At 51.3% G+C, this 25,893-nt stretch carries 24 protein-coding genes; 17 read left to right on the forward strand and 7 right to left on the reverse strand.

Features of this window, described 5'->3' with window-relative positions; genetic code table 11:
• The first annotated feature begins 11 nt into the window (after positions 1-11).
• From IT971_RS10090 to IT971_RS10150, 13 genes are all read left to right on the forward strand, one after another.
• Complete coding sequence (locus IT971_RS10090; RefSeq protein ID WP_037992559.1) at positions 12-1,130, forward strand: ABC transporter ATP-binding protein; 1,119 nt, start codon at positions 12-14, stop codon at positions 1,128-1,130.
• A 306-nt stretch (positions 1,131-1,436) separates the two neighbouring features.
• The gene (locus IT971_RS10095) at positions 1,437-2,525 is read left to right on the forward strand and encodes an extracellular solute-binding protein (RefSeq protein WP_110252359.1); all 1,089 of its coding nucleotides are present in this window, start codon (positions 1,437-1,439) and stop codon (positions 2,523-2,525) included.
• Positions 2,526-2,658: 133 nt separating this feature from the next.
• The gene (locus IT971_RS10100) at positions 2,659-3,771 is read left to right on the forward strand and encodes an ABC transporter ATP-binding protein (RefSeq protein WP_037992643.1); all 1,113 of its coding nucleotides are present in this window, start codon (positions 2,659-2,661) and stop codon (positions 3,769-3,771) included.
• Positions 3,768-4,649, forward strand: a complete 882-nt coding sequence (locus tag IT971_RS10105; protein WP_007089600.1) for an ABC transporter permease — start codon at positions 3,768-3,770, stop codon at positions 4,647-4,649. The genes IT971_RS10100 and IT971_RS10105 overlap by 4 nt, the downstream gene beginning before the upstream one ends.
• 14 nt (positions 4,650-4,663) lie before the next feature.
• The gene (locus tag IT971_RS10110) at positions 4,664-5,524 is read left to right on the forward strand and encodes an ABC transporter permease (RefSeq protein ID WP_007089599.1); all 861 of its coding nucleotides are present in this window, start codon (positions 4,664-4,666) and stop codon (positions 5,522-5,524) included.
• 442 nt (positions 5,525-5,966) lie between these two features.
• Positions 5,967-7,265, forward strand: coding sequence for a sn-glycerol-3-phosphate ABC transporter substrate-binding protein UgpB (ugpB, locus tag IT971_RS10115; RefSeq protein WP_037992560.1), 1,299 nt, complete (start codon positions 5,967-5,969; stop codon positions 7,263-7,265).
• An 80-nt stretch (positions 7,266-7,345) separates the two neighbouring features.
• The gene (locus IT971_RS10120) at positions 7,346-8,224 is read left to right on the forward strand and encodes an ABC transporter permease subunit (protein WP_007089597.1); all 879 of its coding nucleotides are present in this window, start codon (positions 7,346-7,348) and stop codon (positions 8,222-8,224) included.
• Between the two features lie 12 nt (positions 8,225-8,236).
• Positions 8,237-9,091 (forward strand): sn-glycerol-3-phosphate ABC transporter permease UgpE, encoded by an 855-nt coding sequence (ugpE, locus tag IT971_RS10125; protein ID WP_007089596.1) that lies wholly within the window; start codon positions 8,237-8,239, stop codon positions 9,089-9,091.
• A 63-nt stretch (positions 9,092-9,154) separates the two neighbouring features.
• Positions 9,155-10,225: a sn-glycerol-3-phosphate import ATP-binding protein UgpC gene (locus tag IT971_RS10130; protein ID WP_007089595.1), complete on the forward strand. Its 1,071-nt coding sequence runs from the start codon at positions 9,155-9,157 to the stop codon at positions 10,223-10,225.
• Positions 10,226-10,394: 169 nt separating this feature from the next.
• Positions 10,395-10,868, forward strand: a complete 474-nt coding sequence (locus tag IT971_RS10135; protein ID WP_063094130.1) for a GAF domain-containing protein — start codon at positions 10,395-10,397, stop codon at positions 10,866-10,868.
• A gap of 59 nt (positions 10,869-10,927) precedes the next feature.
• The gene (gene ssb, locus IT971_RS10140; RefSeq protein ID WP_007089593.1) at positions 10,928-11,452 is read left to right on the forward strand and encodes a single-stranded DNA-binding protein; all 525 of its coding nucleotides are present in this window, start codon (positions 10,928-10,930) and stop codon (positions 11,450-11,452) included.
• Positions 11,453-11,599: 147 nt separating this feature from the next.
• A complete protein-coding gene (locus IT971_RS10145) occupies positions 11,600-12,472 on the forward strand; it encodes a hypothetical protein (RefSeq protein WP_063094132.1) in 873 nt (290 codons plus the stop codon).
• A gap of 73 nt (positions 12,473-12,545) precedes the next feature.
• The gene (locus IT971_RS10150; RefSeq protein WP_063094134.1) at positions 12,546-12,995 is read left to right on the forward strand and encodes an NUDIX domain-containing protein; all 450 of its coding nucleotides are present in this window, start codon (positions 12,546-12,548) and stop codon (positions 12,993-12,995) included.
• Here IT971_RS10150 and IT971_RS10155 read toward each other — a convergent pair.
• Entirely contained in the window at positions 12,992-13,495 is a 504-nt protein-coding gene (locus tag IT971_RS10155) for a YchJ family protein (protein ID WP_074624810.1), read from the reverse strand. The genes IT971_RS10150 and IT971_RS10155 overlap by 4 nt on opposite strands.
• Positions 13,496-14,125: 630 nt before the next feature.
• On the opposite strand from IT971_RS10155, the gene rpoH reads away from it, so the two are divergent.
• The gene (gene rpoH / locus IT971_RS10160; RefSeq protein WP_037992565.1) at positions 14,126-14,995 is read left to right on the forward strand and encodes an RNA polymerase sigma factor RpoH; all 870 of its coding nucleotides are present in this window, start codon (positions 14,126-14,128) and stop codon (positions 14,993-14,995) included.
• A 71-nt stretch (positions 14,996-15,066) separates the two neighbouring features.
• Here the strand turns inward: rpoH and IT971_RS10165 are convergent, their stop codons facing one another.
• On the reverse strand, positions 15,067-15,513 hold the full coding sequence (locus IT971_RS10165) for an NUDIX hydrolase (protein ID WP_007089588.1): 447 nt from the start codon (positions 15,511-15,513) through the stop codon (positions 15,067-15,069).
• Positions 15,503-15,769 (reverse strand): hypothetical protein, encoded by a 267-nt coding sequence (locus IT971_RS10170; RefSeq protein WP_063094137.1) that lies wholly within the window; start codon positions 15,767-15,769, stop codon positions 15,503-15,505. The genes IT971_RS10165 and IT971_RS10170 overlap by 11 nt, the downstream gene beginning before the upstream one ends.
• A gap of 199 nt (positions 15,770-15,968) precedes the next feature.
• On the opposite strand from IT971_RS10170, the gene IT971_RS10175 reads away from it, so the two are divergent.
• Positions 15,969-16,817, forward strand: coding sequence for a DUF502 domain-containing protein (locus tag IT971_RS10175; protein ID WP_007089586.1), 849 nt, complete (start codon positions 15,969-15,971; stop codon positions 16,815-16,817).
• A 58-nt stretch (positions 16,818-16,875) separates the two neighbouring features.
• On the opposite strand, the gene recG is transcribed toward IT971_RS10175, so the two are convergent.
• Positions 16,876-18,963 carry an ATP-dependent DNA helicase RecG gene (gene recG, locus IT971_RS10180; protein ID WP_063094139.1) on the reverse strand — a complete coding sequence of 696 codons (2,088 nt, stop codon included), beginning with the start codon at positions 18,961-18,963 and terminating at the stop codon, positions 16,876-16,878.
• 226 nt (positions 18,964-19,189) lie between these two features.
• Here recG and IT971_RS10185 point away from each other — a divergent pair, with 226 nt between their 5' ends.
• A complete protein-coding gene (locus IT971_RS10185) occupies positions 19,190-19,471 on the forward strand; it encodes a succinate dehydrogenase assembly factor 2 (RefSeq protein ID WP_063094141.1) in 282 nt (93 codons plus the stop codon).
• A gap of 4 nt (positions 19,472-19,475) precedes the next feature.
• The gene (gene mfd, locus IT971_RS10190; RefSeq protein ID WP_063094143.1) at positions 19,476-22,973 is read left to right on the forward strand and encodes a transcription-repair coupling factor; all 3,498 of its coding nucleotides are present in this window, start codon (positions 19,476-19,478) and stop codon (positions 22,971-22,973) included.
• Positions 22,974-23,031: 58 nt separating this feature from the next.
• Here the strand turns inward: mfd and IT971_RS10195 are convergent, their stop codons facing one another.
• From IT971_RS10195 to deoC, 3 genes are read right to left on the reverse strand one after another with little or no spacing between them, the layout of a single operon-like run.
• Positions 23,032-23,718, reverse strand: a complete 687-nt coding sequence (locus IT971_RS10195; RefSeq protein WP_063094145.1) for a DsbA family oxidoreductase — start codon at positions 23,716-23,718, stop codon at positions 23,032-23,034.
• A gap of 3 nt (positions 23,719-23,721) precedes the next feature.
• A complete protein-coding gene (locus IT971_RS10200) occupies positions 23,722-24,945 on the reverse strand; it encodes a phosphopentomutase (RefSeq protein ID WP_063094147.1) in 1,224 nt (407 codons plus the stop codon).
• A 57-nt stretch (positions 24,946-25,002) separates the two neighbouring features.
• Complete coding sequence (deoC, locus tag IT971_RS10205; RefSeq protein WP_063094149.1) at positions 25,003-25,836, reverse strand: deoxyribose-phosphate aldolase; 834 nt, start codon at positions 25,834-25,836, stop codon at positions 25,003-25,005.
• Positions 25,837-25,893: the final 57 nt, after the last annotated feature.

Consider the following 25,893-nt stretch of genomic DNA (forward strand, 5'->3'; position numbering starts at 1 on the left):
AGCTTACCTAAATGGCTGATTTGAAACTGGACCAGATCCGCAAAAGCTATGGCGCTGTTGACGTGCTGCATGGCATTGATCTGGATGTGAAGGACGGAGAGTTCGTCGTATTTGTTGGGCCGTCGGGCTGCGGCAAATCGACGTTACTGCGTATCATTGCCGGTCTGGAAGATATCACCGGTGGTGATCTGATGATCGACGGGGATATCGTCAATACCAAAAGCCCGCGCGACCGCGGGATTGCGATGGTATTCCAGTCCTATGCGCTTTATCCGCATATGACGGTCTATAAAAATATGGCGTTCGGCTTGAAGCTTGCCAATCACGACAAAAGCGCGATTGACCAGCGGGTGCGAGAAGCCGCCCGCATTCTGCAACTGGACAAGCTGCTGGATCGTCGTCCTTCTGAATTGTCGGGCGGGCAACGTCAGCGTGTCGCAATTGGTCGCGCCATTGTGCGTCAGCCGAAAGTTTTCCTGTTTGATGAACCACTGTCGAACCTGGATGCGGCGTTGCGCGTTCAAACCCGTATCGAGATCGCCAAGCTGCATCAGGAACTAAAATCAACGATTGTCTACGTCACACATGATCAGGTCGAAGCGATGACGCTTGCCGACAAGATCGTTGTGATGAATGCCGGCAATGTCGAGCAGGTCGGATCACCGATGCAGCTTTATCATCATCCGCAAACACGCTTTGTTGCCGGTTTTATCGGATCGCCTGCAATGAATTTCACAACGGTTCATATTGATGCCGTCGAACAGGGCAAGGTAACCGTTACCGTGCCGGGAGGCGCCAAGGCTGTTCTGCCGTTTGACGTGCCCGCAGGTGATGTCGGCAAGGATGTCGAACTGGGAGTCCGGCCGGAGCATCTTTCACCGGGTGAGCAGGGGGATTTGTCGATTTCCGGCGAGGTCGATGTTGTCGAGAAGCTCGGCGACTCTACCTATCTGTACCTCAAGCTGGCGAATGGGGACCGCTTCACAGTTCGCGCGCCTGGCCACAGCCGTATTAAAATTGGCGAAACTCTCAGTGCCGCAGCCGAAGCCGGGGCTTCTCATCTGTTTGATGCCAACGGAAAGGCCTATGACAAGCTTCAATGCCCACCGGAATATAGTGCCGCCGAATAGAGTTTAGCTTCCAGATATTTAGACATGAAGGGGTAGCCGGTTTGGCTGCCCCTTTTTTATTTGCAAGCAGATGCGTTTGGGGCCCGAAATTCCGAAAAATTGTTGCAGAAGTTTAACTTGCAGAAAGTCCGGTTTCACGGCGAGAATTGAAACGAATTGTTCAAAAGAACGCAAAATGATCGATTTTGCTTTCGTTTCAACAGAGTTTCTTGCGATACTGGTGCTGTCCCGGAACGTTAGCAATGCCCTAGAATGCATTGACGCCGGACAGGGGAAGTGCCGTCACGTCAACAGAGAGGTAAAATAATGTCGAAAAAGCATGGCGCACTGCGCGGTTCTTTGCTGGGGCTTACTGCTCTTGCCGGAATGGCGATGCTTGGTGCAAACGCACAGGCTGAAGAGCTTCGTTTGCTGACCTGGGGTGGATATGCCCCGGATGACGTCGTCGAGATGTTTGAGAAAGAGACCGGAATCGACGTTGAAGTCACGCTTTCGAACAACGAAGACATGATTTCCAAACTGCGTGCTACCGGTGGTGGCGGTTTCGATCTTGCCCAGCCGTCCCAGGACCGCATTTCTGGTGCACAGCTCGAATATGGCATTTACAAGCCGATTGATCTTTCCAAGATTGATGCTGCGAAGTTCATTCCTTCGATGCTGGAAGCAACCAAGAAAAATACCACGCTTGATGGCGAGGTTTATGGTGTCCCACATGTCTGGGGGACCAGCGGCCTGATCGTTGACACGACCAAAGCTGGTGACGTCAAAGATTATACCGATCTTTGCAATGCCGATATTTCGGGCAAGGTTTCCTATCGCCTGAAACGTCCAACCCTGATCGGATTTGCTTTTGCAATGGGTATGGACCCGTTTGCGGCATATGGCGATGAAGCCAAGTATCAGGAAATTCTTGATGCGGTTGAGAAAAAGCTGGTTGAGTGCAAGCCAAACGTCAAAACCTATTGGGAAGGCGGCGATGCACTGCTTAACCTTGTGCGGTCGGGCGAAGTTGTTGCCGCAATGGCATGGGATACCGGTGGCTGGAAACTCAATAACGACAACGCCGATATCACGTTTGTTGCCCCTGCATCAGGTGCATTGGGCTGGATCGATACCTTCGTCTTGCCGCGCAAATCCGATAACGAAGATGCTGCTTACAAGTGGATCAATTTCGTCATGCAGCCTGAGATTGCTGCCAAAATCACCGCAAGTGCCGGTAACTTTACCGCATCCAAAGGTGCGGACGAGTTTGCGGATGACAAGCTGAAGGCGCAGTTCCAGGGAAGCTTCCCAGCCGAAGCCCTTGATAACATTAAATGGTATCCGACGGTTCCGGCTGGCCTGGAAACCCTTGAAGGCAAAACGCTTGATCGTGTGAAAGCAGCACAGTCGTAAGCCAAGTTGCTCTGATCCTGTTTGGATCGGATGATAATGTCCCCGGCATATGTTGCCGGGGACATTGCATTTTTTCATTTCTGCGATAGCCGGGTTCAAGCTGGCATCGGTAATTCATTTCAAGCAGGCTCCTATGGCAGATCAATTCGACCTTGAATGTCGTGACGTGGTCAAAAAGTTTGACGCTTTTACCGCGGTAGATTCGATTTCACTTACGATTCCCAAAGGGTCCTTCTTTTCTATTCTGGGGCCAAGTGGTTGCGGTAAAACCACGCTGTTGCGCATGCTGGCCGGGTTTCAGGCACCGACATCGGGCGATATCCTTATCAAGGGATCATCGGTGCTGGGTGTCCCGCCAAACCGTCGACCGGTGAATATGGTATTTCAGCATCTGGCGCTGTTTCCGATGATGAATGTTTCGGAGAACGTGGCATACGGACTGAAACGCCGTGGTGCTGATCGGGCTACAATCGAGAAAAAGGTCATTGATACACTGGCACGTGTCGGGTTGCCGGATTCCGGCCCCAAACAGATCAGTCAGCTTTCTGGAGGGCAGAAACAGCGTATCGCAATTGCTCGCTGCCTTGTGCTGGAACCAGCGGTGCTGCTGCTTGATGAGCCGCTCGGCGCTCTTGATCTCAAGTTGCGTGAGCATATGAAGGTGGAGCTCAAGCAATTGCAGCACGAGATCGGCACGACCTTTGTTTACATCACGCACGACCAATCCGAAGCCTTGGTAATGTCCGATCAGGTGGCCGTCATGAATGCAGGCCGGTTTGAGCAGGTTGGGGCTCCGCAGGATCTTTATTACAACCCGCATACGGCTTTCGTTGCCGGATTTGTTGGAGAAAGCAATCGCTGGAAGGGGACGGTTGGCATGACGCATGACGATCATATCGTTATCAATCTACCGACCGGTGGGGCCGTTCTGGCATCTCGCAAGACTCATCCAACACTGGCTGAAGGGCAACCTGTTGATGTTTTTGTCCGTCCGGAAGCCATCGCGATTGACGGGCAGGGCAAGACTGACAATGCGATTGCCGCAAAAGTTGACAATGTTCTGTTTAATGGTGCCGCCAGCAGTGTTCAGGTCCGCGATAAGGCAACGGGCCATGAAATGACGGTTGCGTTACCGCAAACGGGTGTTTTTGCCAATCTGAAATCCGGTGATCTGGTCAATTTGACCTGGGGGGCTGAACAGACCCGATGCTTTGTCGCAGCACAAAATCAAGAGGCGACAGCATGACAAATCCTGCATCCTCGGGCACTGGCGGGGCTGTTCGCTTTGGCGCGCTATTGCTGGCTATGCCCTTGTTGCTTTGGCTGTTTTTGCTGGTGATCCTGCCGCATGTCGACTTGTTGCTTGTGTCGCTGCGTGAACGGATTTCATATGGCAAGTACGAATTCAGCCTGATCAATTACACCGAGTTTTTTGTCGAGCCGCTTTATTGGAACACCTATGTTCGAACGGCGGTGATGTCGATCATGGCGACCGTACTTACGCTTTTGATCGGTTTTCCTGTTTCCTATTACATCGCCAAAGTCATGCGGGGCAAAGGCAAGAATGTTTTGTTCCTGCTATGTCTGATCCCGTTCTGGGTATCAGAGCTGGTGCGGACGTTTGGCTGGATGATTTTGCTGCGCGAAAGCGGTGTGATCAGCAATTTCCTGCAATGGGCCGGGATCGCCGATGGGCCTGTTGAGATGCTTTATAATGATGCCACCATCATGGTGGGGCTTGTATATACGTCGATGTTGTTCATGGTCGTGCCTCTTGTGTCAGTACTTGACAGCCTTGACGACAGTTTGATTGAGGCAGGCTATGACCTTGGCGGAAATGCATTCACGGTGACACGCGATATCGTCATTCCGCATGCCATGCCCGGAATCGCGTCAGGCTGCATCGTTGTTTTCATGCTGACACTTGGTAACTATCTGACCCCGAACCTTTTGGGCGGCAAGGATAGCCTTTGGTTTACCGAGCAAATCTATACACAGTTCATCACGCGGTTTAACTGGGAATCCGGATCGGCATTCGGGTTCCTGCTGCTGGTTCTGTCATCGATGATTGTTTGGATCGGTCTGAAGCTGAGCCGCCAGACACTTTCAGAAACCGTGAGCTGAGGGAGGAAACCGCCATGATTCCGAGCATTCCGCAGCCGCGCTTTTACAAAGGCATTTACGCAGGGTATATCGCTCTATTTTTCATCTACCTTAGTGCGCCGTTGATTGTTGTTGGTGTGTTTGCCTTCAATGATAGCTTGTTCCCGTCCATGCCATGGGAGGGAGGCACACTCAAATGGTTCTTTGGCAGCGACGGTCCGTATATCGGAATATTCAATGACGGCAAGTTGCTGGAAAGCGTTGGGGTTTCAGCCTTTGTCGCATTTTGGGTGACCTTGCTGTCGGTTACTGTCGGAACCTGCAATGCGTTCCTGTTTGAACGTGCGCAGTTTCCGGGAAAAAATCTGCTTTATGTGGTGGCGTTGTCGCCCTTGGTTATTCCCGGGGTCATATTGGGCATATCGATTCTGGTCTTTTCCAATGCCATTGCAAACGGAATTGAAGAAGCGATTGGATGGGATCTTGATTTCCTGCGACCGGGGCTGTTTCTGGTGATTATCGGACAATTTGCCTTTATCACTACGATAACGACGCTGGTGATTTCTGCGCGTCTTCGCAAATTTGACATCAGCCTGGAAGAAGCCGCACTTAATCTTGGTGCAACACGACAGGCAGCTCTTTGGACGGTTACCATCCCATTCCTGAAACCGGCATTGATCGGGGCGGGGATCGTTGCATTCCTGATGTCGTTTGAAAATTTCAACACAACACTGATGCTAGTCGGATCTGATGCGCCGTTGACCATTGCCATGTTTGACCGCCTCAAACAGGGATCAACACCGGTTCTGAACGCGCTGTCCCTGCTGCTTATGGTGGTTTCTGGCGGCTTGGCATTGCTTTCCGTTTTTGTTCAGCGTGACAGGAATTCCACCTGAGATTACAGCGTCAAGATGCAGCGATCCATGTTCGCAAATGAACATTGAACGGGTATCCTTTGGGTACCCGTTTTGCATATGCAAATGGAGTTGTTGCAATGCGTTGTTGCAAGTGCATGACTTTGTAATATTTGTGAAAGTGCCGAAAAATCTGGGGAAATGTTAAATGTGCGCATGTGAAAGACATTAATGCCATTCATCAGGATTGAAAGCCTTTGCAAGCTGTTCGATTTATGAGATGTTCATATGAACATTTGAAGGGGTCGAATACACAATAAAAATCAAAAACTGACAGTTTTTAAGGTCATTTCGCGCATCAAAAGTAAATTTCCGAAAACTGTCACTTGAGGAAACGTCCCCCTCGAATGAAAACGAATGCGTTGTGTCGACCGATCAACAGGCGGTTGGCGCGAACGAGTTTTTATTTGGGAGATAGAAGATCATGTTTCGCAAAACCCTGATGGCAGCAGCAGCTGTGTTCGCACTGGGCGGCACAGCGAATGCTGCGACCGAGATCACCTGGTGGCATGCCATGGACGGCGCACTGGGCGATGTCGTCAATCAGATCACTGCCGACTTCAACGCCAGCCAAGACGAATATCAACTGGTTGCTGTGAACAAAGGCGGTTACGAAGACACGATGACGGCCGGTATTGCTGCTTTCCGCGCGAAAAACCAGCCGAACATCATCCAGATCTTCGATGCCGGTGCTGCAACCATCATTAACGCCAAAGGCGCTGTTAAACCGGTTCAGGACCTTATGCAGTCAAATGGTGTCAAGTTTGACATCAATGATTACATCCCGGGGGTTCGCTACTTCTATGCCGATTCCGACGGCAAGATGATTGGCATGCCGTTCAACAGCTCGACCCCGCTGCTTTATTTCAACAAAGATGCGTTGGCCAAAGCCGGTGTTGAGGTGCCGAAAACCTGGCAGGAATTCGAAGAAATCGCACCGAAGCTGAAAGAAGCCGGTTTCGAAGGCCTTGCCGAGTCACACAGCCCGTGGATCTTCTTTGAAAACTTCATGTCGCGTCACAACCTTCAGATGGCAACCGCCAACAATGGTTATGATAGCACGGATGTTGAACTTCTATACAACAATGACGCGCTCAAAGATCACTGGAAGCACGTCAAAGAATGGAAAGATGCCGGTTATTTCGGTTACTATGGCCGCGCATGGGGCGCCAACCAGGACGCCTTCCTGCAGCAGAAAGCCGCAATGTGGCTCGGTTCTTCCGGCTCGTTCGGTGGTCTGAAAAAATCTGCACAGTTTGAATTTGGCACTTCGACCCTTCCATATTGGGAAGGCGTTGGTGACGCGCCGAAATCGACCTTCATCGGTGGTGCCTCGCTGTTCGCATTCTCTGGCCACAGTGCAGAAGAAGATGCCGGCGTTGCCAAATTCTTCGAGTTCCTGACCAAACCGGAAACCCAGTTCTACTGGCACAAAGAAACCGGTTATGTTCCGATCACCACCGCGGCCTACGAACTTGCCAAGAAAGAAGGCTACTATAACGAAAGCCCGGACGCCGAAGTCGGCATTCAGCAGCTTTCCGAAGAAGGTGGAGAGTGGACCAAAGGTTATCGCCTTGGTTTCTACGTTCAGATCCGTGAAGTCATCTATCGCGAAGTCGACAAGATGATGAATGGTGAAGCAACCATCGATCAAGCTTTTGTTACGATCGAGGAAGAAGGCAATGCGCTTCTGAAACGCTTCCACGATACCTATTCGAACTAAGCATTATCTCGCTGACAGGGCGGCTTTTACCGGCCGCCCTGTTTTTCGATTCCTGGACCGGTCTTGGGGTTGCGTCAGCAATGAAACGCGTACAATTCGGGCACAGCCCGGTGCCATACTTTTTTGTGGCACCACAAATTCTGATTATTGCGATATTTTTCCTGTGGCCTGCCGCACAGGCAGTTTATCAGTCTTTCCTGCTTGAGGACGCCTTTGGCATGTCCTCGCAATTTGTTTGGTTCCGAAATTTTGAGGATGTGCTTTCGAGCAGCAGCTGGCTGAAGTCAGCCATTTTCACAGCTGTCTTTTCCTTCCTTGTGGCATTCATTTCCATCGCGATTTCGCTGTTTCTTGCCGTTCGGGCCGATGAAGTGATCCGTGGAGCCAAATCATATAAAACGCTTTTGATGTGGGGATATGCCGTTGCGCCGCCCGTGGCGGGCTTGCTGGGCAATATGTTGTTCAACCCTTTGATGGGCGATCTATACAAGCTGTTCAACAGCTTCGGGTTTGAGTTCAATCACATCCAGAATGCCAATGATGCGGCATTTGTCGTGACACTGATTGCCGTGTGGAAACAGGTCAGTGTGAATTTCATTTTCTTCCTGTCAGGTTTGCAGGGAATTCCGAAATCGGTAACTGAAGCCGCCACGCTGGATTGCAAAAGTGCGGAACGTCGTTTCTGGACGATTACCTTCCCTCTGCTGGCGCCAACCACATTCTTCCTGATGGTGATCAACCTGACCTATGCGTTCTTTGAAACGTTCGGGATCATCGATGTTTCCACCAAGGGATCACCGGGCGGTGCGACAGCAACCCTTGTTTACAAGGTTTATGTCGACGGATTCCTTGGAGCGGATATGGGCGGTAGTTCGGCGCAATCCGTGCTGCTTATGATCATGGTCAGCGTGCTGACTGTGTTCCAGTTCCGATTTATCGAACGCAAAGTGCATTATTAGGGGGGACGCGTCATGTATCAGTCAAAATGGCGTTCTATTACCAATCATGTGATCCTTATTCTTGGATCGCTCTTTATGATCTTGCCGGTATGGATTGCGTTCGTTTCATCGACCCATACGCGTGAATTTCTGTTCCAGAACGGCTTGCAGTTCTGGTTTGGCGGACATTTCCTTGAAAATTATGGCGCGATCCTGTTTGACACGGCAGCAACAAAAGGCCGTGTTACGGCGCTTGAAATGCTGTTTAACAGCATGGTTCTTGGACTTGGCTTTGCGATTGGCAAAGTCATCATTTCAATGATGGCGGCATATGCGATCGTCTATTTCCGCTTCCGGCTTGCGGTGCCGATATTCTGGGTCATTTTCTCGACCCTTTTGCTGCCTCTTGAAGTGCGAATTGTGCCATCCTACGAGGTGGTATCAAGCCTTGGGCTACTCAATACCTATACCGGCTTGATCCTACCGCTGATTGCGTCGGCAACAGGTACGTTTTTCTTCCGTCAGTTTTTCCGGTCTGTTCCGGATGAGCTTTTGGAAGCCGCGCGTCTGGATGGGGCAGGGCCGCTTCGTTTCTTCATCGATATCCTGGTGCCGCTTTCGGTCACCATGATTGCTGCGATCTTTATCATCATGTTTGTGGTTGGCTGGAACCAGTATCTTTGGCCGTTGCTGATGACTACTGATGATCAGCTTTACACCATCGTGATCGGGATCAAGCAGGTTTATAATTCGCTTTATGAAGGCGGCCAGATTCCGCAGTTCCCCAAGGCATTTGCACTGACAATCATGGCAACCATCCCGCCGGTACTGGTGGTGGTGATTTTCCAGCGAATGTTCGTAAAAGGTCTGGTCGAAACCGAAAAATAGGCTCGATCAACCATTTGATATCAGTGATTTAAAGATACACAGATCCGCATACAGGATACGAAAATGGCAACTGTTACCCTTAATCGGGCTGAAAAAACCTATGACAACGGCTTCAAGGCTTTGCATGGTATCGATCTTCATATTGGTGACGGGGAATTCACCGTTCTGGTCGGCCCGTCGGGCTGTGGCAAATCAACACTTCTGCGAATGATCGCGGGCCTTGAAAGCATTACAGGTGGCGAGATCAAAATCGATGACCGGGTTGTCAACAATGTTGCGCCAGCTGATCGTGACATCGCGATGGTGTTTCAGAACTATGCGCTTTATCCGCATATGACCAACTATGCCAACATGGCATATGGTCTTAAAAATCGCGGATACAGCAAGGTGGAAATCGACACCCGCGTTCGAGATGCCGCCAAGATTCTTCAGCTTGACGATTATCTGGAACGCAAACCGCAGCAGCTTTCGGGCGGGCAGCGCCAGCGTGTGGCAATGGGGCGTGCAATTGTGCGCGAACCAAAGGTTTTTCTGTTTGATGAGCCGCTGTCGAACCTTGATGCAAAGCTTCGTGTCGATATGAGGCTTGAGATCAAGAACCTTCAGCAACGTCTTGGAATTACGTCAGTTTATGTGACGCATGATCAGGTCGAAGCCATGACACTGGCAGATCGCCTGATTGTCATGAATGCTGGCGTTGCCGAACAGATTGGTACGCCGATTGAAATATATGAAAAACCGGCCAGCCTCTTCGTCGCGAGCTTCATCGGATCGCCGTCAATGAACTTCCTGAACGGGACGGTTTCGGATGACAAAAGCCACGTCGTTATCGGCGATGGCAGCAAGATTGATCTTGATCATCAGATCGAGGCCGGTCGCGAACTGGTGGTCGGTGTCCGTCCAGAACACTTTACCCTGACTGTCGATGGCAGTGGTGCATTGAAGGCCAGGGTTCGAATGATTGAGTCGCTTGGTGCGGAAACGCTGGTCTATCTTGAATTCGGTGAAAAGAATGAGAGTGTAACGTTGCGCATGCAGGGCACGCATCAGTTTGCCAAAGGACAGGAACTGGCACTTTCGACCACAACCGATCAGGTGCATCTGTTTGACAGGGACAGTGGCAAGCGTCTCTGATCTTGATTTGATCTCTGGTTCGTCGCAAGACGGTCTGCAGCGGCCCCGGTGCGTCGATCGTGCCGGGGCTGTTTTTTAGACGGAAGGAATGCGTAACCGGGTTAATTTTGTCCTTGTTTCGATACAGCCAAGCAGGTAGTTCCTTGGCCATACAACGCAGGAGCATCATGTGAACGCCGAACAGAAACAGGTTCTTTATCAGGAAGCTGAAAAAGAACTGATCAGCATCACTCAGGGTGAAACCAATGTCACCGCGTTGATGGCGACAATCAGCTGTATTCTTGCACAAAAGTTCGACTATTATTTCTGGACTGGCTTTTATATCGTTGATCCAGCGAAAGAAAATGAACTGGTCGTCGGGCCTTATCAGGGGACTTTGGGGTGCCTGCGCATTCCGTTTGGTCGCGGTGTTTGCGGCACAGCTGCTGCGACGCTCAAAACCCAGGTTGTTGAAGATGTTCACGCTTTTCCGGGGCATATCGCCTGTGACAGCCGGTCGAACTCCGAGATTGTCGTGCCAGTGCTTAATGCGCAAGGACAGTTGATTGCGGTGCTCGACGTCGATAGTGTCGAGACTGGTTCGTTCGACGATACTGATCGCATCGCACTTGAAACTTTAATGCAGCGCATTTTTGCGCAATGATAACTCACCAGTTTCGTTCATACGAAACGGCGGACAACACAAACTTTGGAAGATAACCCATGGCTGGCAGTGTCAATAAAGTCATTCTCGTCGGGAACCTCGGCCGCGATCCTGAAATTCGTTTCACCCAGGCTGGCAAAAAGATTGCCAATTTCAGCATTGCGACCTCGGAACAGTGGCGAGACCGCCAGTCGGGCGAGCGTCGCGAGCGCACCGAATGGCATCGCATCGTCGTTTTCAACGAAGGTTTGGCCGATGTGGTCGAACGCTTTGTGAAAAAAGGCAGCAAGCTTTATATCGAAGGCCAGCTTCGCACCCGCAAATGGCAGGGGCAGGACGGCAAGGACAATTACACCACTGAAATCGTGCTTGAAGGCTTCAATTCGAACCTGACCATGCTCGACAACCGCGGCGAAGGCGGCGGCATGGGTGGCGGCGGCGCAAGCTCTGGCGGCAGCTATGGATCGGACAATGGTGGCGGTTATGGCGGCGGATCGGATGCCGGTTGGGGCAATGGTAGCTCGTCAGGCGGCGGTTCTGCGCCTGCCGGAGCACCGGATCTTGATGACGAAATTCCGTTCTAAGACGCGGTTGGTTGCAAGACTTGTTGATGCCCTCGGGAACCTGCTTTTTCGGGGGCATTTTTGTTCATGCCAGAAGAGTGCATCTGAATAAGCCACCCAGCCGATCTTCCGGTTCCCAGCCTCGCATCTGAGAAAAGTAGCATTCCCATGACATCGAATGGCAAGTTGACCCTTGATTTCATAAAGCAGCAGGCAGAAGAAGAACAACTAATACCGACGAACTTCAAGCAGGTGAAGCTGACAAAGAAGTTTCTGTTGCCGCACATCCGGGAATTGCAAGACGACATGCTAAGTCTGAGATTGCAGTTTGATCGTGAGTTTGAGCAGGCCCGGCACCCGAAAAAAGGCGAATATCCCAAGGGATACTGCTATGAAATCACCAAAGGCGTCAAAGAGCTTTTGGTGCATGAGTTGCAGGCACCAAAGACCTTGGGGATTGGCGCGTTACGAGACTTTTGTCTGAATGGTGGACTAGCCAAACGTGTTTGGGGCAATCTTCGACACGAATATTTTCAGAATGCTTTCCAGTTCGGCGATCTTTATGTCGATGTTTCCAATGACACAGTGACGATCACCAAGCCAAAGGTGGAAATCCTTCCGCTGGCCAAAGCCCGCTTCTATTCGATCTCGGACTATGACATCTATGCCGGGCTCGCAGAGAAATACTGGAAGGGTAATATCTATCCAAACCGGCTTTTGCCTGAATTGGCTGTTTTGTTCCCGATTTTCTTTGTTTCGGCGGACGGGAAGCTCGAAGCGCATGCGAATTACCAGACGATCCTGTATCGCAATATGCAACTCGATTTCGCGTTAGCGGAGAGGTTTCTGACCAAGGGCAGGTTTCAAGATCGGGTATTGCCTGAAAACCATGCCAAACGCCTGATATCCGAGTTCGGCGGTCTTGAAATGCCGGTATCAAATGATGACCTTAAAAGACACTTCGCCGCCGCCCGGCAAAGCGAATTACGGCTGGATGCTGTTCGTTGTCAATTGCTGCTTGATCAGGCGCGAGCAATTTGAAATTGTTGTAACTTCAAACATATAATGTGTTCGTTTGAACATTTGCGCGGTATTCAAATCCGGGAATATAAATTTGGTCGGACCGATCTTTGGTAACCCGGACATGGGTAGAAACTACATCGTGCAGGACTGTGTCTATGCCGTCATCCGCAACGATGCCGGTGAGGTTGCGGTTGCGCGCACTCCCAAAGGCGTGGTTCTCATCGGGGGCGGGGTCGAGCGTGGCGAAAGTGAGCGTGATGCCTTGCATCGCGAAGCATATGAAGAATCCGGTTACAGGATAGATATTCGCAATCGTCTTGGAATTGCTTCACAATATGTCAGCAATTTTACCAAAGGCCGGTTTCGGCTCAAGCGTGGTGTGTTCTTCCTGTGCGAGTTCACTGAACGACTTGGGCCGCCAGTTGAACCGGATCATGAACTGATCTGGCTTGCCTATGATGATGCGCATCAAAAATTGATCCGGCCATTTCATCGTTGGGCGCTTGAAGTAGGATTTGCGGGAGAGCAGGCATCGCCTTAACCGCAACACTTTTTATATTTCTTGCCCGAACCACAAGGGCAGGGATCATTGCGACCAATGTTGACGGAGTTAAGAACAGTTTTTAGGTTTCCTTGTTCGGGAAATTTACCATCTATATAAAGCCAGTTCCCGTTGCGGCGTTCAAATCGGGATATTTCGTGCAAGACATGATCGGTACCTCTATCGCGAAACCGGGCAACGAATTCGACAATGCCATTCTGATCAAGAATACCGCCTTTATCCGTCGCAATGATTTCCAGTCCAGTCCATTCGCATCTGTCCGACCTGATCTGATCCTGATCAAATCCTGATGCCTTTTCCGGAGCCAGTGTTGCCAGAAGGTAATCCGCGTCTCGGCAAACAAATGCGCTGTAACGAGCGCGCATCAATTGTTCGGCAGTTGAGGCTTTTCGCTTTCCAGCCAGGATTGCCCCGCAGCAATTGTTGAAACTTTCGCCTTTTCCACAAGGGCAGGGGCCTATGGCTGCAGGTTTATGCATCGCACTTCACAACTGTCCATTGGTCACATAAATCATTGTCGCTCAAACGCATTGTTAATGTCGTGTCATACCAGCCCCAACAGGAGCGGATATCGACCCGTCCCATTATCACATTTTATGGGATGCCTTAAAACGCTGCAAAAAACAATCAGTATGCCTTCTTTTTGCCGTATATCGATTTTAGCGTGAAGATATTGGTATTGATAATTCCCGACTGCGTTTATCGGGTAAATTATGTAAAATACTGATATTGAAAGTTAAATATAGCTGAAATCCAGTCAGGTTTATCTTGACGAATTTAGTCGGATTTAGGTATATTAACTTTTGCGGGTGGGGGCCCAATGGCACCGCCGGATGATGTTCCGGCCTAATGGCGGACATGTAAATTGTCGATTTGCTTCGAGGAAGGAAGAGACACGATGAATATACGTTATCTTTGCGTCTGCTGTCCTCTCCCATAGGGCCTATGGGATGAAATTGCGACCGGACGAAACCATTTCCCAAAATGAATGCCGGTCGTCCACGTGATTTAAGTCACAACTGACAGTGTTTGCGCGTCATCTAAAGTCTGTTTGAATTCGTAGGAAGAATTGTCAGGCGTGGTGCGTAAACCTCTCTGGAGGACATGATATGAGCACGATTAAATTACCTGCAGTACCGCAGGACGACGGTTTCTCCGGTTACCTGAGACAGGTCTGGAAGTTTCCGATGCTCAGCGTAGACGAAGAATATATGCTTGCACGCCGCTATCACGAGCATGACGACACGGATGCAGCTCACAAGCTGGTCACAAGTCACTTGCGTCTTGTTGCGAAAATTGCGTTCGGCTATCGGGGCTATGGCCTTCCAATGGCTGATCTGGTGGCCGAGGGCAATACTGGCCTTATGCGGGCTGTTCAAAAATTCGATCCGGAACGTGGTTTCCGTCTGTCGACCTATGCAATGTGGTGGATCAAGGCGGCAGTGACCGAATATATCCTTCACAGTTGGTCGATGGTGAAACTTGGCACCATGGCAGCGCAGAAAAAGCTGTTCTTCAGCCTTCGTAAAGCCAAAAAGCAGCTTAACATCTATGACAATGGCGAACTGTCACCCGAACAGGCAGATGCCGTTGCCGAGAAGCTTGGCGTGACCGGTAAAGAAGCGCTTGAAATGAACCGTCGCCTTGCAGCGCGTGATTTCTCGCTTAACACACCAATGCCGAAAGACGAAGGCATGGAGTATCTTGATACTCTGTCGTCTGATGCACCAAGCCCGGAAAGCATCGTTGCAGATGCCGAGGAGCGTGTTTTACATAACGACATGCTGAAAAGCGCGATGGGTGAGTTGCCAGAGCGTGAGCGTGAGATTATCGAAGCCCGTTTCCTGAGTGATGATCCGATTACGCTTGAAAAACTTGGCGAACGCTTTGGCGTAAGTCGCGAACGTGTTCGTCAGCTTGAGGCGCGCGCATTCAAAAAAATTCAGGAATCTGTTCTGACGCAGCATGCTGCAGCGTGATCAGATTTCCACTAATCGATCAAAAGGCGGCATCTTCTGATGTCGCCTTTTTGTTTTCGTGAGGGTTGAATTTACCTACGTAAAGCGCGCGAGCGGGTAATGATGTCTTTGGTTTTGTCCCAAAGCCTGTAGTCATCAAGCTGCACGAAAGGCACCCAGCGGGCATCGGCAGCATCGCCGCCAGTCTTTAAATCGGTTTCTTGTGCTTCGGCGACAAAGTCGATCAGGGTATAGTGATATTGAACCTGCCCATTGCCATCTGGCGTGATCAGGTCGACTGTATCAATCAGAACCGGGGTTGATACGATGATACCGGCTTCCTCCAGGACTTCCCGCCGAACCGCATCACGCAATGTTTCACCAAGCTCCTGTGCGCCGCCGGGAATGCTCCAACTGCCTTTACTTGGCGCCTTGCCCCGTTTGATCAGTAAAACATTTTCGTCATTCCAAATAACAGCACCAACTCCGATGATCGGTCTGGCAAGGTAATCTCGCTTATCGTCTATATCAGACATCATCCTCATCTTCTATGTCTTCATCCGGATCAGGAACGTCATGGGCGACTTTTCCTGTCATTTCCCGCGCCCTTATGGCAGGTCGGCCAAGAAACTGATCTTCGGATTCCGGACGCAAAGACATCACGAAATCGACTGCTGGCGCGTCACCCAGGGCAAATTGACGTGCAGTTTTATAATCGGGCGCTGTTACCTTCGCTGTGCGGATACCGACAGAGCCATTATCATCGTATATGTATTCAACAATCCAGACCTGCAAAACAACTCCTTTTCAATGGCGGTTGATGCCGCCTGTTTTGTTTGGTTGCGCCACAAACTTGAATGCTGCTATCACTCTATAAATAGGAACTTTCCAGCTTAATAGTCGCAGCATTGCCATACTGTTAATGACAAATGGTGAATGCAAATATGTATTACAGGTCAAAAGATGTAATGCGATGTCTCTTCACAGGTGATCAATGACCGCCAATCACGATAACCAACATGATTCGGATAGCGAAAACGCCGGACATGCCCTTCCCAGTCCGGGCTTTTTTGCCCGTGTGCGTGCCTATTTTCTGACAGGCGTTCTCGTCAGTGCGCCACTTGTTATAACATTTGGTCTGGCATGGTGGTTTATAGAATTCGTCGACAGTAAGGTCATGCCGCTAATTCCGGGGCATTACAACCCGGTCTATTACCTGCCCGAAGGTTATCAGGAATACGGTATCCCGGGATTTGGTTTGTTGGTGATCCTGATTTTCATTACGGTTGTCGGCTGGTTCACCACCAACTTTGCCGGACGCGCGCTGATCAAGCTTTATGAACGTATTCTGGCGCGTATTCCTGCGGTTCGCAGCATTTATGGCGCGGTCAAACAGATACTTGAAACGGTGCTGGCCAATCAGTCAAATGCATTCCGTCAGGCTGTTTTGCTGGAATATCCGCGCCGCGGCATGTGGGCTATTGGCTTTATTACCGGCGAGACAAAGGGTGAAGTGCAGAACCTGACGGAAGATACGGTTATCAATATCTTTTTGCCAACCACACCAAACCCGACATCGGGGTTCCTTTTGTTCGTGCCACGCCGGGATATCGTGATCCTTGATATGACGGTCGAAGAGGCGATCAAAATGGTTATGTCAGGCGGGATTGTTACACCAACTGATCGTCGCAGTGCTGAACTTCAGGCCAAGCCGCGTGTTTCCGCAAAGACATACGAAGACGTAGATGTTTTGCGTGAAAAAGAAAACATACCGGTTCTGGTTTCCAAACATCCCGAACCGGGGAACGAGAATACCGATGACAAAAGCCGCGAGGATGCGTAAAGCGGTTTAATGGAAAACAAAAAACAAGGGCACCGCAATTTGCAAGCGCCCTTGTTTTTTAGCCGGACCGGAAATAGCGAACGGCTTCGTCGCGCTCGAAAAGATACAGCAACAACCGCAATGCCTCGCCGCGCGGCTTTTGCAGATCGGGATCAAGTTCGACAATCAGTCGGGCATCATCACGTGCAATTGCAAGCAAATCCCCATGCATCTCGAGACTGGCTAGGCGATAGGCTTGCAAACCGCTTTGCCGGGTGCCCAATACTTCGCCAGCGCCTCTCAAACGAAGGTCTTCTTCGGCAATGATAAAACCGTCTTCGGTTTCGCGCATGATTTTCAGGCGAGCTTTTGAAATTTCGCCTAATGGTGAACCGTAAAGCAGCAGACAGGTTGATGCCGCGTCTCCACGTCCGATCCGTCCGCGTAGCTGATGCAGCTGTGCCAACCCAAAACGTTCAGCATGTTCTATGACCATGATTGTCGCTTCCGGGACGTTGACACCAACCTCAATCACGGTGGTTGCGACAAGAATTGACAGATCACCGTGGGCGAAGCGTTCCATCACGGTGTCCTTGTCCTTGGCTTTCATTTTGCCGTGGATAAGCCCGACACGACTTTCGCCAAAAAGTTCGACCAGAATGCGATAACGTTCTTCTGCTGCCTGCAGGTCAAGGATTTCGGAATCCTCGACCAACGGGCACACCCAGTAAATCTTGGTCCCGGTGCGCATGGCGCGCCCGATGCCTGATATCACGTCATCCGCTTTGTCAGCGGGTAGGACACGTGTATCAACGGGCTTTCTTCCTGGTGGTTTTTCATCCAATCGCGATACTTCCATATCTCCAAAGGCCGTTAGGGTCAGGGTTCTGGGGATAGGTGTTGCCGTCATGACCAGGACGTCGACAGCCTGTCCCTTGCCAGCCAGCATCAAACGTTGATGGACGCCAAATCGATGTTGTTCATCGACAACGGCGAAAGCCAGATTGCGGAATTTCACGTCTTCCTGAAACAGTGCATGTGTACCAACGGCAATCTGAAAAGTGCCATCTGCAAAACCTTCGAGCGCAGCTTTACGACTTTTGCCTTTATTACGACCCGTCAGGATTGCGCAGGTCACACCGATCTTTTCAAGAAGCGGGGTGATCGTTTCAAAATGCTGACGGGCAAGAATTTCAGTCGGCGCCATCAAAGCAGCCTGACTGCCTGTTTCGATTGCATTCAGCATGGCCATCAGGGCGACAACCGTTTTTCCCGAGCCAACATCCCCCTGAAGCAGGCGTAGCATGCGTCCGTTGCCACCCATGTCTTCGTAAATGTCTTTCAGTGCGCGTTGCTGCGCACCTGTCATGGCAAAGGGAAGTTCTGCTTCAAGTGCCTTGCGCAAACGGCCATCACCGTTTGTTGCTCGTCCGCCCAGCTTCCGCATCTTTGCTCGAATAAGCGCAAGGGCAAGCTGGTTTGCCAGCAGTTCGTCATAGGCAAGTCGTTTGCGGGCAGGGTGGTCAGGTGACAGGTCGCCATCATTTTCAGGGTTATGAACCTGATGCAGGGCGGACTTCAGATCAGGCCATTTGTGCCGTGCCTGTAGGGCGGGGTCATGCCATTCCGGGAGCTCCGGTACCATCGCAAGAGCCGCACGAGTTGATTTGGTAAGAGTTTTACCCGTGACACCAGCTGACATCGGGTACACAGGCTCCACGGTTTGAATTTCATCACGCTCGGCCTCGGTACCAATTCGGTCAGGATGGGTGATCTGGTATTCACCGCGATAATGATCAATTTTGCCCGAGATGATACGCTTTTCACCAACCGGCAGAACTTCGTTCAGATATTTGGCCCTGGCATTGAAAAATGCCAAAACCAGAGGGCCACTTTGAGTTTTGCAAATGACCCGATACGGGCGGCGCCGATTTGGCGGTGCATCATGGCGTTCGATCCAGACATCCAGCGTAACAATCGATCCATCAATTGTTTCTGTTAGAGGCGGAGAAAAACGTCGATCAATCAGCCCCGATGGCAGATGCCACAGCAAATCGACCACATGTTCGCCGCCGATCAACCGCGCAAGCAAAGGCTTCAGGCGCGGACCAATGCCGGGCAGGCTGTCGATTTCAGCAAAAAGCGGGAACAATATTTCCGGGCGCATGACGGTTTCGTTGTGTTTTCGGATAAGAACGTTAATAGAACAAATCGGTTTAGGTGCTGGGTATACAACAAAATTATCGTGCGACAACCGACAAGTCACGAGCCAATGCAAATTGGATGGATGACAGCATGGACCAATTGGCGAATTTACCGTACAAACCATGCCACAAAAGACAAACTGTGCCTTTGGTTTTATGCCGATGCACAGTGATCAGAAAAGACAGGAGATGAACGTGAGTATCGACAGCAAAGAACTTGAAGTCCGACGCAAGAAATTGCTGTTTCGCGGCGGCCATCGCGGTACCAAGGAAAACGATATCCTGATCGGTCGTTTCATGGAGGCGCACCTTGCCACCCTGTCAGAAGAACAGCTCGAACGTTTTGAAATCCTGATGAATGATGTTCCCGATGCCGATTTCTTTAAGTGGGCAACGGGCAAAGAGCAGGCACCGGAGGAATATGATACCGACGTGCTGCACATGATTCAGGAACTTAGCAACGCCAGATAAGAAATTGAATAAATTAAAAGAAATCATTTCAACAAAAGGTCGCAAGCGGCTGTGTGGCGTTCCCGAGGGTGCCGACGCTTTATTGTTGCGCGAATTGCTGGATGCATTGGCAAACGACGCCACAATCCTGCATATCGTGCGCGATGACAAACGCATGGCCCAGCTTGCCGAGGCACTTGCTTTCTTTGCGGGCGAGGTCGAAGTCTTAACCTTGCCGGCGTGGGATTGCTTGCCCTATGACCGGGTTTCACCGATTGCCGAAGTAACGGCACGCAGGGTTGAAACATTGACGACACTGGCTGAGGATATCAAACCGGCCAGCGGGCAGGGACGTATCGTTCTGGCAACAGCAGCGGCAGTCATGCAGCGCGTCCCGCGGGTAGATGTTATGCGCGATGGCAAACTGACCTTTAAATCAGGACAGGAGCATTCGCGCGCCGATCTGACCGGCTATTTTGATCGGATGGGCTATAACCGTGCCGAACAGGTTATGGAGCCCGGTGATTACGCGGTTCGCGGCGATATTGTTGATATCTTTGCGCCGGGTATGAAAGAGCCTGTGCGACTTGATTTCTTTGGTGACGAGATCGAAAGCATTCGCCGGTTTGACGTTGAAACCCAGCGCACGGTCGGACGGATCAACGAAATCGCCCTTCTGCCCGTTGGCGAAGTGTTTCTGGATCACGAAAGCATTTCCCGGTTCCGCAGCGGATATCGCGAACTTTTTGGCGTCGTATCGCAAACTGATCCACTTTATGAATCGATCAGTAACGGCTTGAAATATGGTGGCATGGAGCATTGGCTGCCGTTGTTCCACGACGGTATGGACACTGTATTTGCCTATCTTCCGGGTGTAATGGTCAGCCTTGATCATCAATATGGCGAGGTCATCGAAAACCGCCTTGAGATGATTGACGATTATTATCAGGCACGCCTGAATATAAAGGGCGGCGGGCTTTCGGGGGACAATGTTTATAAACCTGTGCCGCCCGAGCGGCTTTACCTTGATCAGGCCGAATTTGACCGGATGCTGAATGATCGCACGGTTCTAGAACTTTCACCTTACTACGAAGAAGAAAGTGCTGAGCGTGCCGTTTTTGACATGGGGGCGCGTCCTGGGCGCGACTTTGGTGATGTTCGGGCACGGGCCGATACCAATCTTTATGATGAATTGCGTGATTTCATCGTCGCCCAACGTGGAAAGAATCAACAGGTTGTTATCGCAGCTTATTCCGATGGATCACGTGACCGTATGGTTTCGGTTCTGCGCGAACATGGTGTTGCAAAGGTTGTTACGGCAGAATGCTGGGAAGATGTTACGGACGATCTGACGCCAGAACAGCTTGCTGTTGTTATTCTCGATCTTGAACACGGGTTCCGCCGTGAAGGTCTTTGGATACTTTCGGAACAGGATATTCTTGGCGATCGTATGAGCCGTCCAGGCGGACGACGTCGCAAGGCTGAAAACTTCCTGCGTGAGGCATCCGAGATTTCAGAGGGGGACCTTGTCGTCCATCTTGACCACGGGATCGGTCGTTATCTTGGTCTTCGGACCGTTACGGCGGGTGGTGCGCCTCACGATTGTCTGGAACTGGAATATGATGGCGGCGACAAGCTTTTTGTTCCGGTTGAGAATATCGAAGTTCTATCGCGCTATGGCTCGGACGAGGGGCTGTCGATCCTTGATAAACTTGGCGGCGTCGCCTGGCAGGCCCGCAAGGCCAAATTGCGCGAGCGCATTCGCGATATGGCAGGCAAGCTGATAAAGGTTGCCGCCGAACGCCATCTGCGCAAAGGGGCGGCCTTGACCGCCCCCGAGGGAAGTTATGACGAATTCTGTGCAAGCTTCCCGTTTGCTGAAACCGAAGATCAGGCACGTGCCATTCGCGATACGCTTGACGATCTGGCCGCAGGAAAGCCGATGGATCGTCTTGTATGCGGGGACGTTGGCTTTGGCAAAACAGAGGTCGCATTGCGCGCAGCCTTTGCCGCCGTAATGTCGGGCAAACAGGTTGCGATTGTTGCACCGACCACATTGCTATGCCGTCAGCATTACCTGACCTTCAAGCAGCGCTTTGACGGGCTTCCGGTGCGGGTAGAGCAACTGTCGCGTCTGGTGACCGGCAAGAATGCCAAGCTGGTCAAGGACAACCTTGAAAGCGGGCATGTAGACATCGTGTGTGGGACACACGCGCTTTTGGGTAACGGTGTAAAGTTCAAAGATCTTGGGCTTCTGATCATCGATGAAGAGCAGCATTTCGGCGTCAAGCATAAGGAACGCCTGAAAGAGCTTAAAACCGATGTCCATGTGCTGACATTAACAGCGACGCCGATCCCACGCACATTGCAGCTTGCACTGACCGGGGTAAAAGAACTTTCGATTATTGCAACCCCGCCGGTCGACCGTCTTGCTGTTCGGACTTATATCACGCCATATGATCCGGTTGTCGTGCGCGAAGCGATATTGCGTGAACGTCATCGTGGCGGGCAAATCTTCTATGTCTGCCCACGGGTCAATGAACTTGGACGGGTTGCCAAGGAACTTGAAACACTTGTGCCTGAAATCAAGTTTGACGTTGCACATGGCCAGATGGGGCCTCGTGACCTTGAACAGGTGATGACCGATTTCACTGATCGCAAATTTGATCTGTTGCTTGCGACCAATATTATCGAGTCCGGCATCGATGTTCCGAACGCCAATACCATGATCATACATCGCGCCGACATGTTTGGTTTGGCGCAGCTTTATCAGTTGCGCGGGCGTATCGGTCGATCAAAACAGCGTGCCTATGCCTATCTGACATTGCCAAATGGCAAGAAGCTTACAGCAACTGCATTAAAGCGACTTGAAGTCATGCAGACGCTTGACAGTCTTGGTGCCGGTTTCAATCTTGCCAGCCATGACCTTGATATACGCGGGGCAGGGAACCTGCTTGGCGAGGAACAATCCGGTCATATCAAGGAAGTCGGGATCGAACTTTATCAGCAGATGATCGAAGAAGCCGTGGCCGAGGCCAAGGGCGAAATCGAGGCAGATGATGCGGCATCCTTCGTTCCGCAGATCAATGTCGGAATGCCGGTGCTGATACCGGATCGTTATGTGCCCGATCTTGGCGTGCGGCTTGGCCTGTATCGTCGTATTTCGGAACTGCGTTCCCGCGAGGAAGTCGATCAATTTGCGGCAGAGATGATCGACCGGTTTGGCAAGCTGCCAAAAGAGGTCGAAAACCTTTTGGACGTGGTCACGATCAAACAATGGTGCCGTACATCCAATGTTGAAAAACTTGATGCCGGCCCCAAAGGGGCGCTTATCACGCTTCGGAATAATGAATTCCCGAACCCGGCCGGTCTGGTTGGTTTTATCCAGCAACAGGTTGGCGTGGCCCGTTTGCGCCCGGATCACAAGATCGTTTATGCTGCGGGGTGGGATGGTCCGACAGATCGATTGGAAGGTTTAAAGCGCCTGATGCGTCGCTTGGCCGACATTGCTGCAAAAGCATAACGAAAAAGGCAGGTACCCGTTCAGGACCTGCCTTTTTTATTCCCAGACGGAATACATGTCAGATGGGTGTTTCTTCCTGACGCGCCAGACGGATCATGCGTTGCAGGATTTCGGGTTCCTGCGCGCCCGAAAGAGCATGGCGGCCATTAAACAGGAAGCATGGGACCCCGGTTACGCCCATTTGATGGGCAACCCGGTTTTCCTGCGATACGAATTCGCGATCCATGTCACCCCCAAGGTAATCAAGGATTTCGTTTCTGTCTTCACCATGGGTGACGGCAATCTCAACCAGAACATCAAGATCACCAATGTCGCGTCCATCAAGGAAGTAAGCCGTAAACAGGTCTTCAACCAGATCATTCCCGACAGCAGAGCGTTCGGCGCAAACTTTATAGATCAGGCGATGGGAATCTGTTGAATCCGGCGTCAGACGAATGGCATCGAAATTGAAATCGATCCCGACAGCCGCACCCGCAGCCTCAATCGCCTTGTAAACCCGAGTTGCACTTTCAGTGCCGCCAAATTTGGCCGACAGATATAATTTCCGGTCTATCCCGCCCGTTGGCATATCGGGGTTCAAAAGGAATGGACGCCAGGTAATTGGCATATGGTCAAGTTTTTCCCGGACAAGTGCCTTTTCCAAACGTTTCTTGCCGATGTAACACCATGGACACACGGTATCGATGATCGCCTCGATACGGATCGGCGCCATCGGTGCTTTGCTATGACCGGGTTGCCAGTTCATGTTTTATCCATTCAGGAACGAAGTACCCGCGGCCAGCGGCGCGATGCCAAGGTGATCCGCAACGGTTTGGCCAATATCGGCAAAACTGTCACGCATGCCAATCGGCCCGGGTTGAATGGCTGGACCGAATGCCAGAATCGGCACGAATTCGCGTGTGTGGTCATTGCCGCGCCAAGTTGGATCGCAGCCATGATCCGCGGTGATGATGACAAGGTCGCCCGGCTTTAAAATCGCGCGCAGTTCGGGAATGCGGGTATCAAACTCTTCAAGGGCATTGGCATAACCCGGCACATCGCGACGATGACCAAACTCCATATCAAAATCGACAAGATTGGTGAAAACGATGCTGTTATCAGGCGCCTGATCAATTTCAGTCATCATGGCATCAAAAAGGGCCACATTACCCGATGCCTTTACCTTCTTTGAAATGCCGCGCTGCGCATAGATATCGGCAATTTTGCCCACCGAGATGACCGTGCCGCCAGCCTCGCTAAACTTATCCAGTAGGGTCGGTCTATGCGGCGGGATCGCTATATCACGACGATTTGCCGTTCGCTTGAAATCAGCCGGACTGCAGCCGACAAACGGGCGGGCGATGACACGGCCAATATTATATGGTTCAACGAGTTTAAAGGCGATCTCGCAAACCTCGTACAACCGATCCAGACCAAAATGCTCTTCGTGGGCGGCAATCTGAAACACGCTATCGGCCGAAGTATAGCAAATCGGCATGCCGGTTTTGATGTGTTCTTCCCCGAGTTCGGCAATGATTGTTGTACCAGATGCGTGACAATTGCCAAGAATACCGGGCAACTTTGCCTGCTTGATCAGCGTATCGGTCAATTCTCTGGGGAAGGTCGGCACTTCAAGCGGGAAATAGCCCCAATCAAAATCAACGGGCACACCCGCAATTTCCCAATGGCCGCTTGGCGTATCCTTACCGCGTGACAGTTCCTGGGCATGGCCATAGGCGCCAATCATCGCGCCACCATGTTCAAGTCCCGGTGGGACACGACCGGTTGCATCCCTGGCGGCTTCGCCGAGACCTAACGCGGTCATGTTGGGAATATTCAGTTTTCCCTTACGAATATCATTGTCTGCCAGACCATTAGCACAGTTTTCTGCAATGTGACCCAAGGTGTCTGAGCCCTGATCACCAAACTTGGCTGCATCTGGGGCTGCGCCGATACCGAAACTGTCTGCAACAATGATGATGGCGCGGGCCATTCCGTCTTCCTTCAGCTGTGTCTGCCATTTGGATTGATTGGCAGATAGTCATTATGCTCAGTAGTTGCCAGTCGTTCTGGGTACCGATGCCTGATCAATACCGCAAGTTTCCAACAAGGCTGTCAGGACGCCGCTTGCACCGAAGCGGAACGTTGCAGGCTCTGCCCAGCCTTCACCCATGATCTCGTCCGCTATGGCAAGAAAGAGTGCTGCGTCATCGGTCGTTTTGACGCCGCCAGATGCCTTGAAACCACAAGCAAGACCATCTTCCTCCCGGGCATCGCGAATGGCCGAAATCATTGCTACCGCCGCCTCGGGCGTCGCGCCAACTGGCACTTTCCCGGTCGAGGTTTTGACGAAATTCGCACCATGTTTGATCGCAAGGCGGGCGGCATCATAGACCTTGGAAAGATCGTCAAATTCGCCGCTTTCAAGAATGACCTTCATCGTGGTCATCGGACCGCAAGCCATGCGGGTTGCTTCAATAACATCAACGACAGTCTGGATATCCCCGGCGAGAAAAGCCTTGTAAGGCAAAACCAGATCAACCTCGTCCGCACCCTTGGCAACGGCGTCTGCTGTTTCGTCGCCCACGCGCTGCGCATTGGTGCCACCGTCCGGGAAATTGACAACAGTAGCAGTTTTAACACCGCTTTGGCCCAGCGCCCGCCATGCGGTTTCGATAAATGGGGCATACACACAAACAGCGGCGGTATTCCCTGCCGGGCTTTGTCCGCGGTCACACAGTACTTCGATCTTTTCGACCGTGTCATCGTCATTCAGGCTGGTCAGATCAAGAACGGAAATGGCCAGTCGCGCGGTTTCCGCATCGCTTCTTGCTGCTGCTTTGGCAGATGTAATGACTTCTGAAACGGAATTCGGGTCGAACATGTCGATATCCTTAAAACGCGCGGGACGCGAAGTGTTGAATTCGGCACGGATTATACC

Origin of the sequence: Thalassospira sp. B30-1 (genome assembly GCF_015767575.1) — a bacterium.
In the GTDB taxonomy this organism is placed as follows: domain Bacteria; phylum Pseudomonadota; class Alphaproteobacteria; order Rhodospirillales; family Thalassospiraceae; genus Thalassospira; species Thalassospira xiamenensis.

Coding starts and splice junctions, on each gene's coding strand:
- IT971_RS10120 (WP_007089597.1), top strand. CDS start 7,346: ATGAAACGCGTACAATTCGGGCACAGCCCGGTGCCATACTTTTTTGTG.
- IT971_RS10185 (WP_063094141.1), top strand. CDS start 19,190: ATGAACGTGAGTATCGACAGCAAAGAACTTGAAGTCCGACGCAAGAAA.
- IT971_RS10195 (WP_063094145.1), bottom strand. CDS start 23,718: ATGAACTGGCAACCCGGTCATAGCAAAGCACCGATGGCGCCGATCCGT.
- IT971_RS10175 (WP_007089586.1), top strand. CDS start 15,969: ATGACCGCCAATCACGATAACCAACATGATTCGGATAGCGAAAACGCC.
- IT971_RS10105 (WP_007089600.1), top strand. CDS start 3,768: ATGACAAATCCTGCATCCTCGGGCACTGGCGGGGCTGTTCGCTTTGGC.
- ssb (WP_007089593.1), top strand. CDS start 10,928: ATGGCTGGCAGTGTCAATAAAGTCATTCTCGTCGGGAACCTCGGCCGC.
- IT971_RS10155 (WP_074624810.1), bottom strand. CDS start 13,495: ATGCATAAACCTGCAGCCATAGGCCCCTGCCCTTGTGGAAAAGGCGAA.
- IT971_RS10200 (WP_063094147.1), bottom strand. CDS start 24,945: ATGGCCCGCGCCATCATCATTGTTGCAGACAGTTTCGGTATCGGCGCA.
- IT971_RS10165 (WP_007089588.1), bottom strand. CDS start 15,513: ATGATGTCTGATATAGACGATAAGCGAGATTACCTTGCCAGACCGATC.
- ugpB (WP_037992560.1), top strand. CDS start 5,967: ATGTTTCGCAAAACCCTGATGGCAGCAGCAGCTGTGTTCGCACTGGGC.
- IT971_RS10090 (WP_037992559.1), top strand. CDS start 12: ATGGCTGATTTGAAACTGGACCAGATCCGCAAAAGCTATGGCGCTGTT.
- deoC (WP_063094149.1), bottom strand. CDS start 25,836: ATGTTCGACCCGAATTCCGTTTCAGAAGTCATTACATCTGCCAAAGCA.
- IT971_RS10130 (WP_007089595.1), top strand. CDS start 9,155: ATGGCAACTGTTACCCTTAATCGGGCTGAAAAAACCTATGACAACGGC.
- rpoH (WP_037992565.1), top strand. CDS start 14,126: ATGAGCACGATTAAATTACCTGCAGTACCGCAGGACGACGGTTTCTCC.
- IT971_RS10095 (WP_110252359.1), top strand. CDS start 1,437: ATGTCGAAAAAGCATGGCGCACTGCGCGGTTCTTTGCTGGGGCTTACT.
- ugpE (WP_007089596.1), top strand. CDS start 8,237: ATGTATCAGTCAAAATGGCGTTCTATTACCAATCATGTGATCCTTATT.
- IT971_RS10145 (WP_063094132.1), top strand. CDS start 11,600: ATGACATCGAATGGCAAGTTGACCCTTGATTTCATAAAGCAGCAGGCA.
- recG (WP_063094139.1), bottom strand. CDS start 18,963: ATGCGCCCGGAAATATTGTTCCCGCTTTTTGCTGAAATCGACAGCCTG.
- IT971_RS10100 (WP_037992643.1), top strand. CDS start 2,659: ATGGCAGATCAATTCGACCTTGAATGTCGTGACGTGGTCAAAAAGTTT.
- IT971_RS10110 (WP_007089599.1), top strand. CDS start 4,664: ATGATTCCGAGCATTCCGCAGCCGCGCTTTTACAAAGGCATTTACGCA.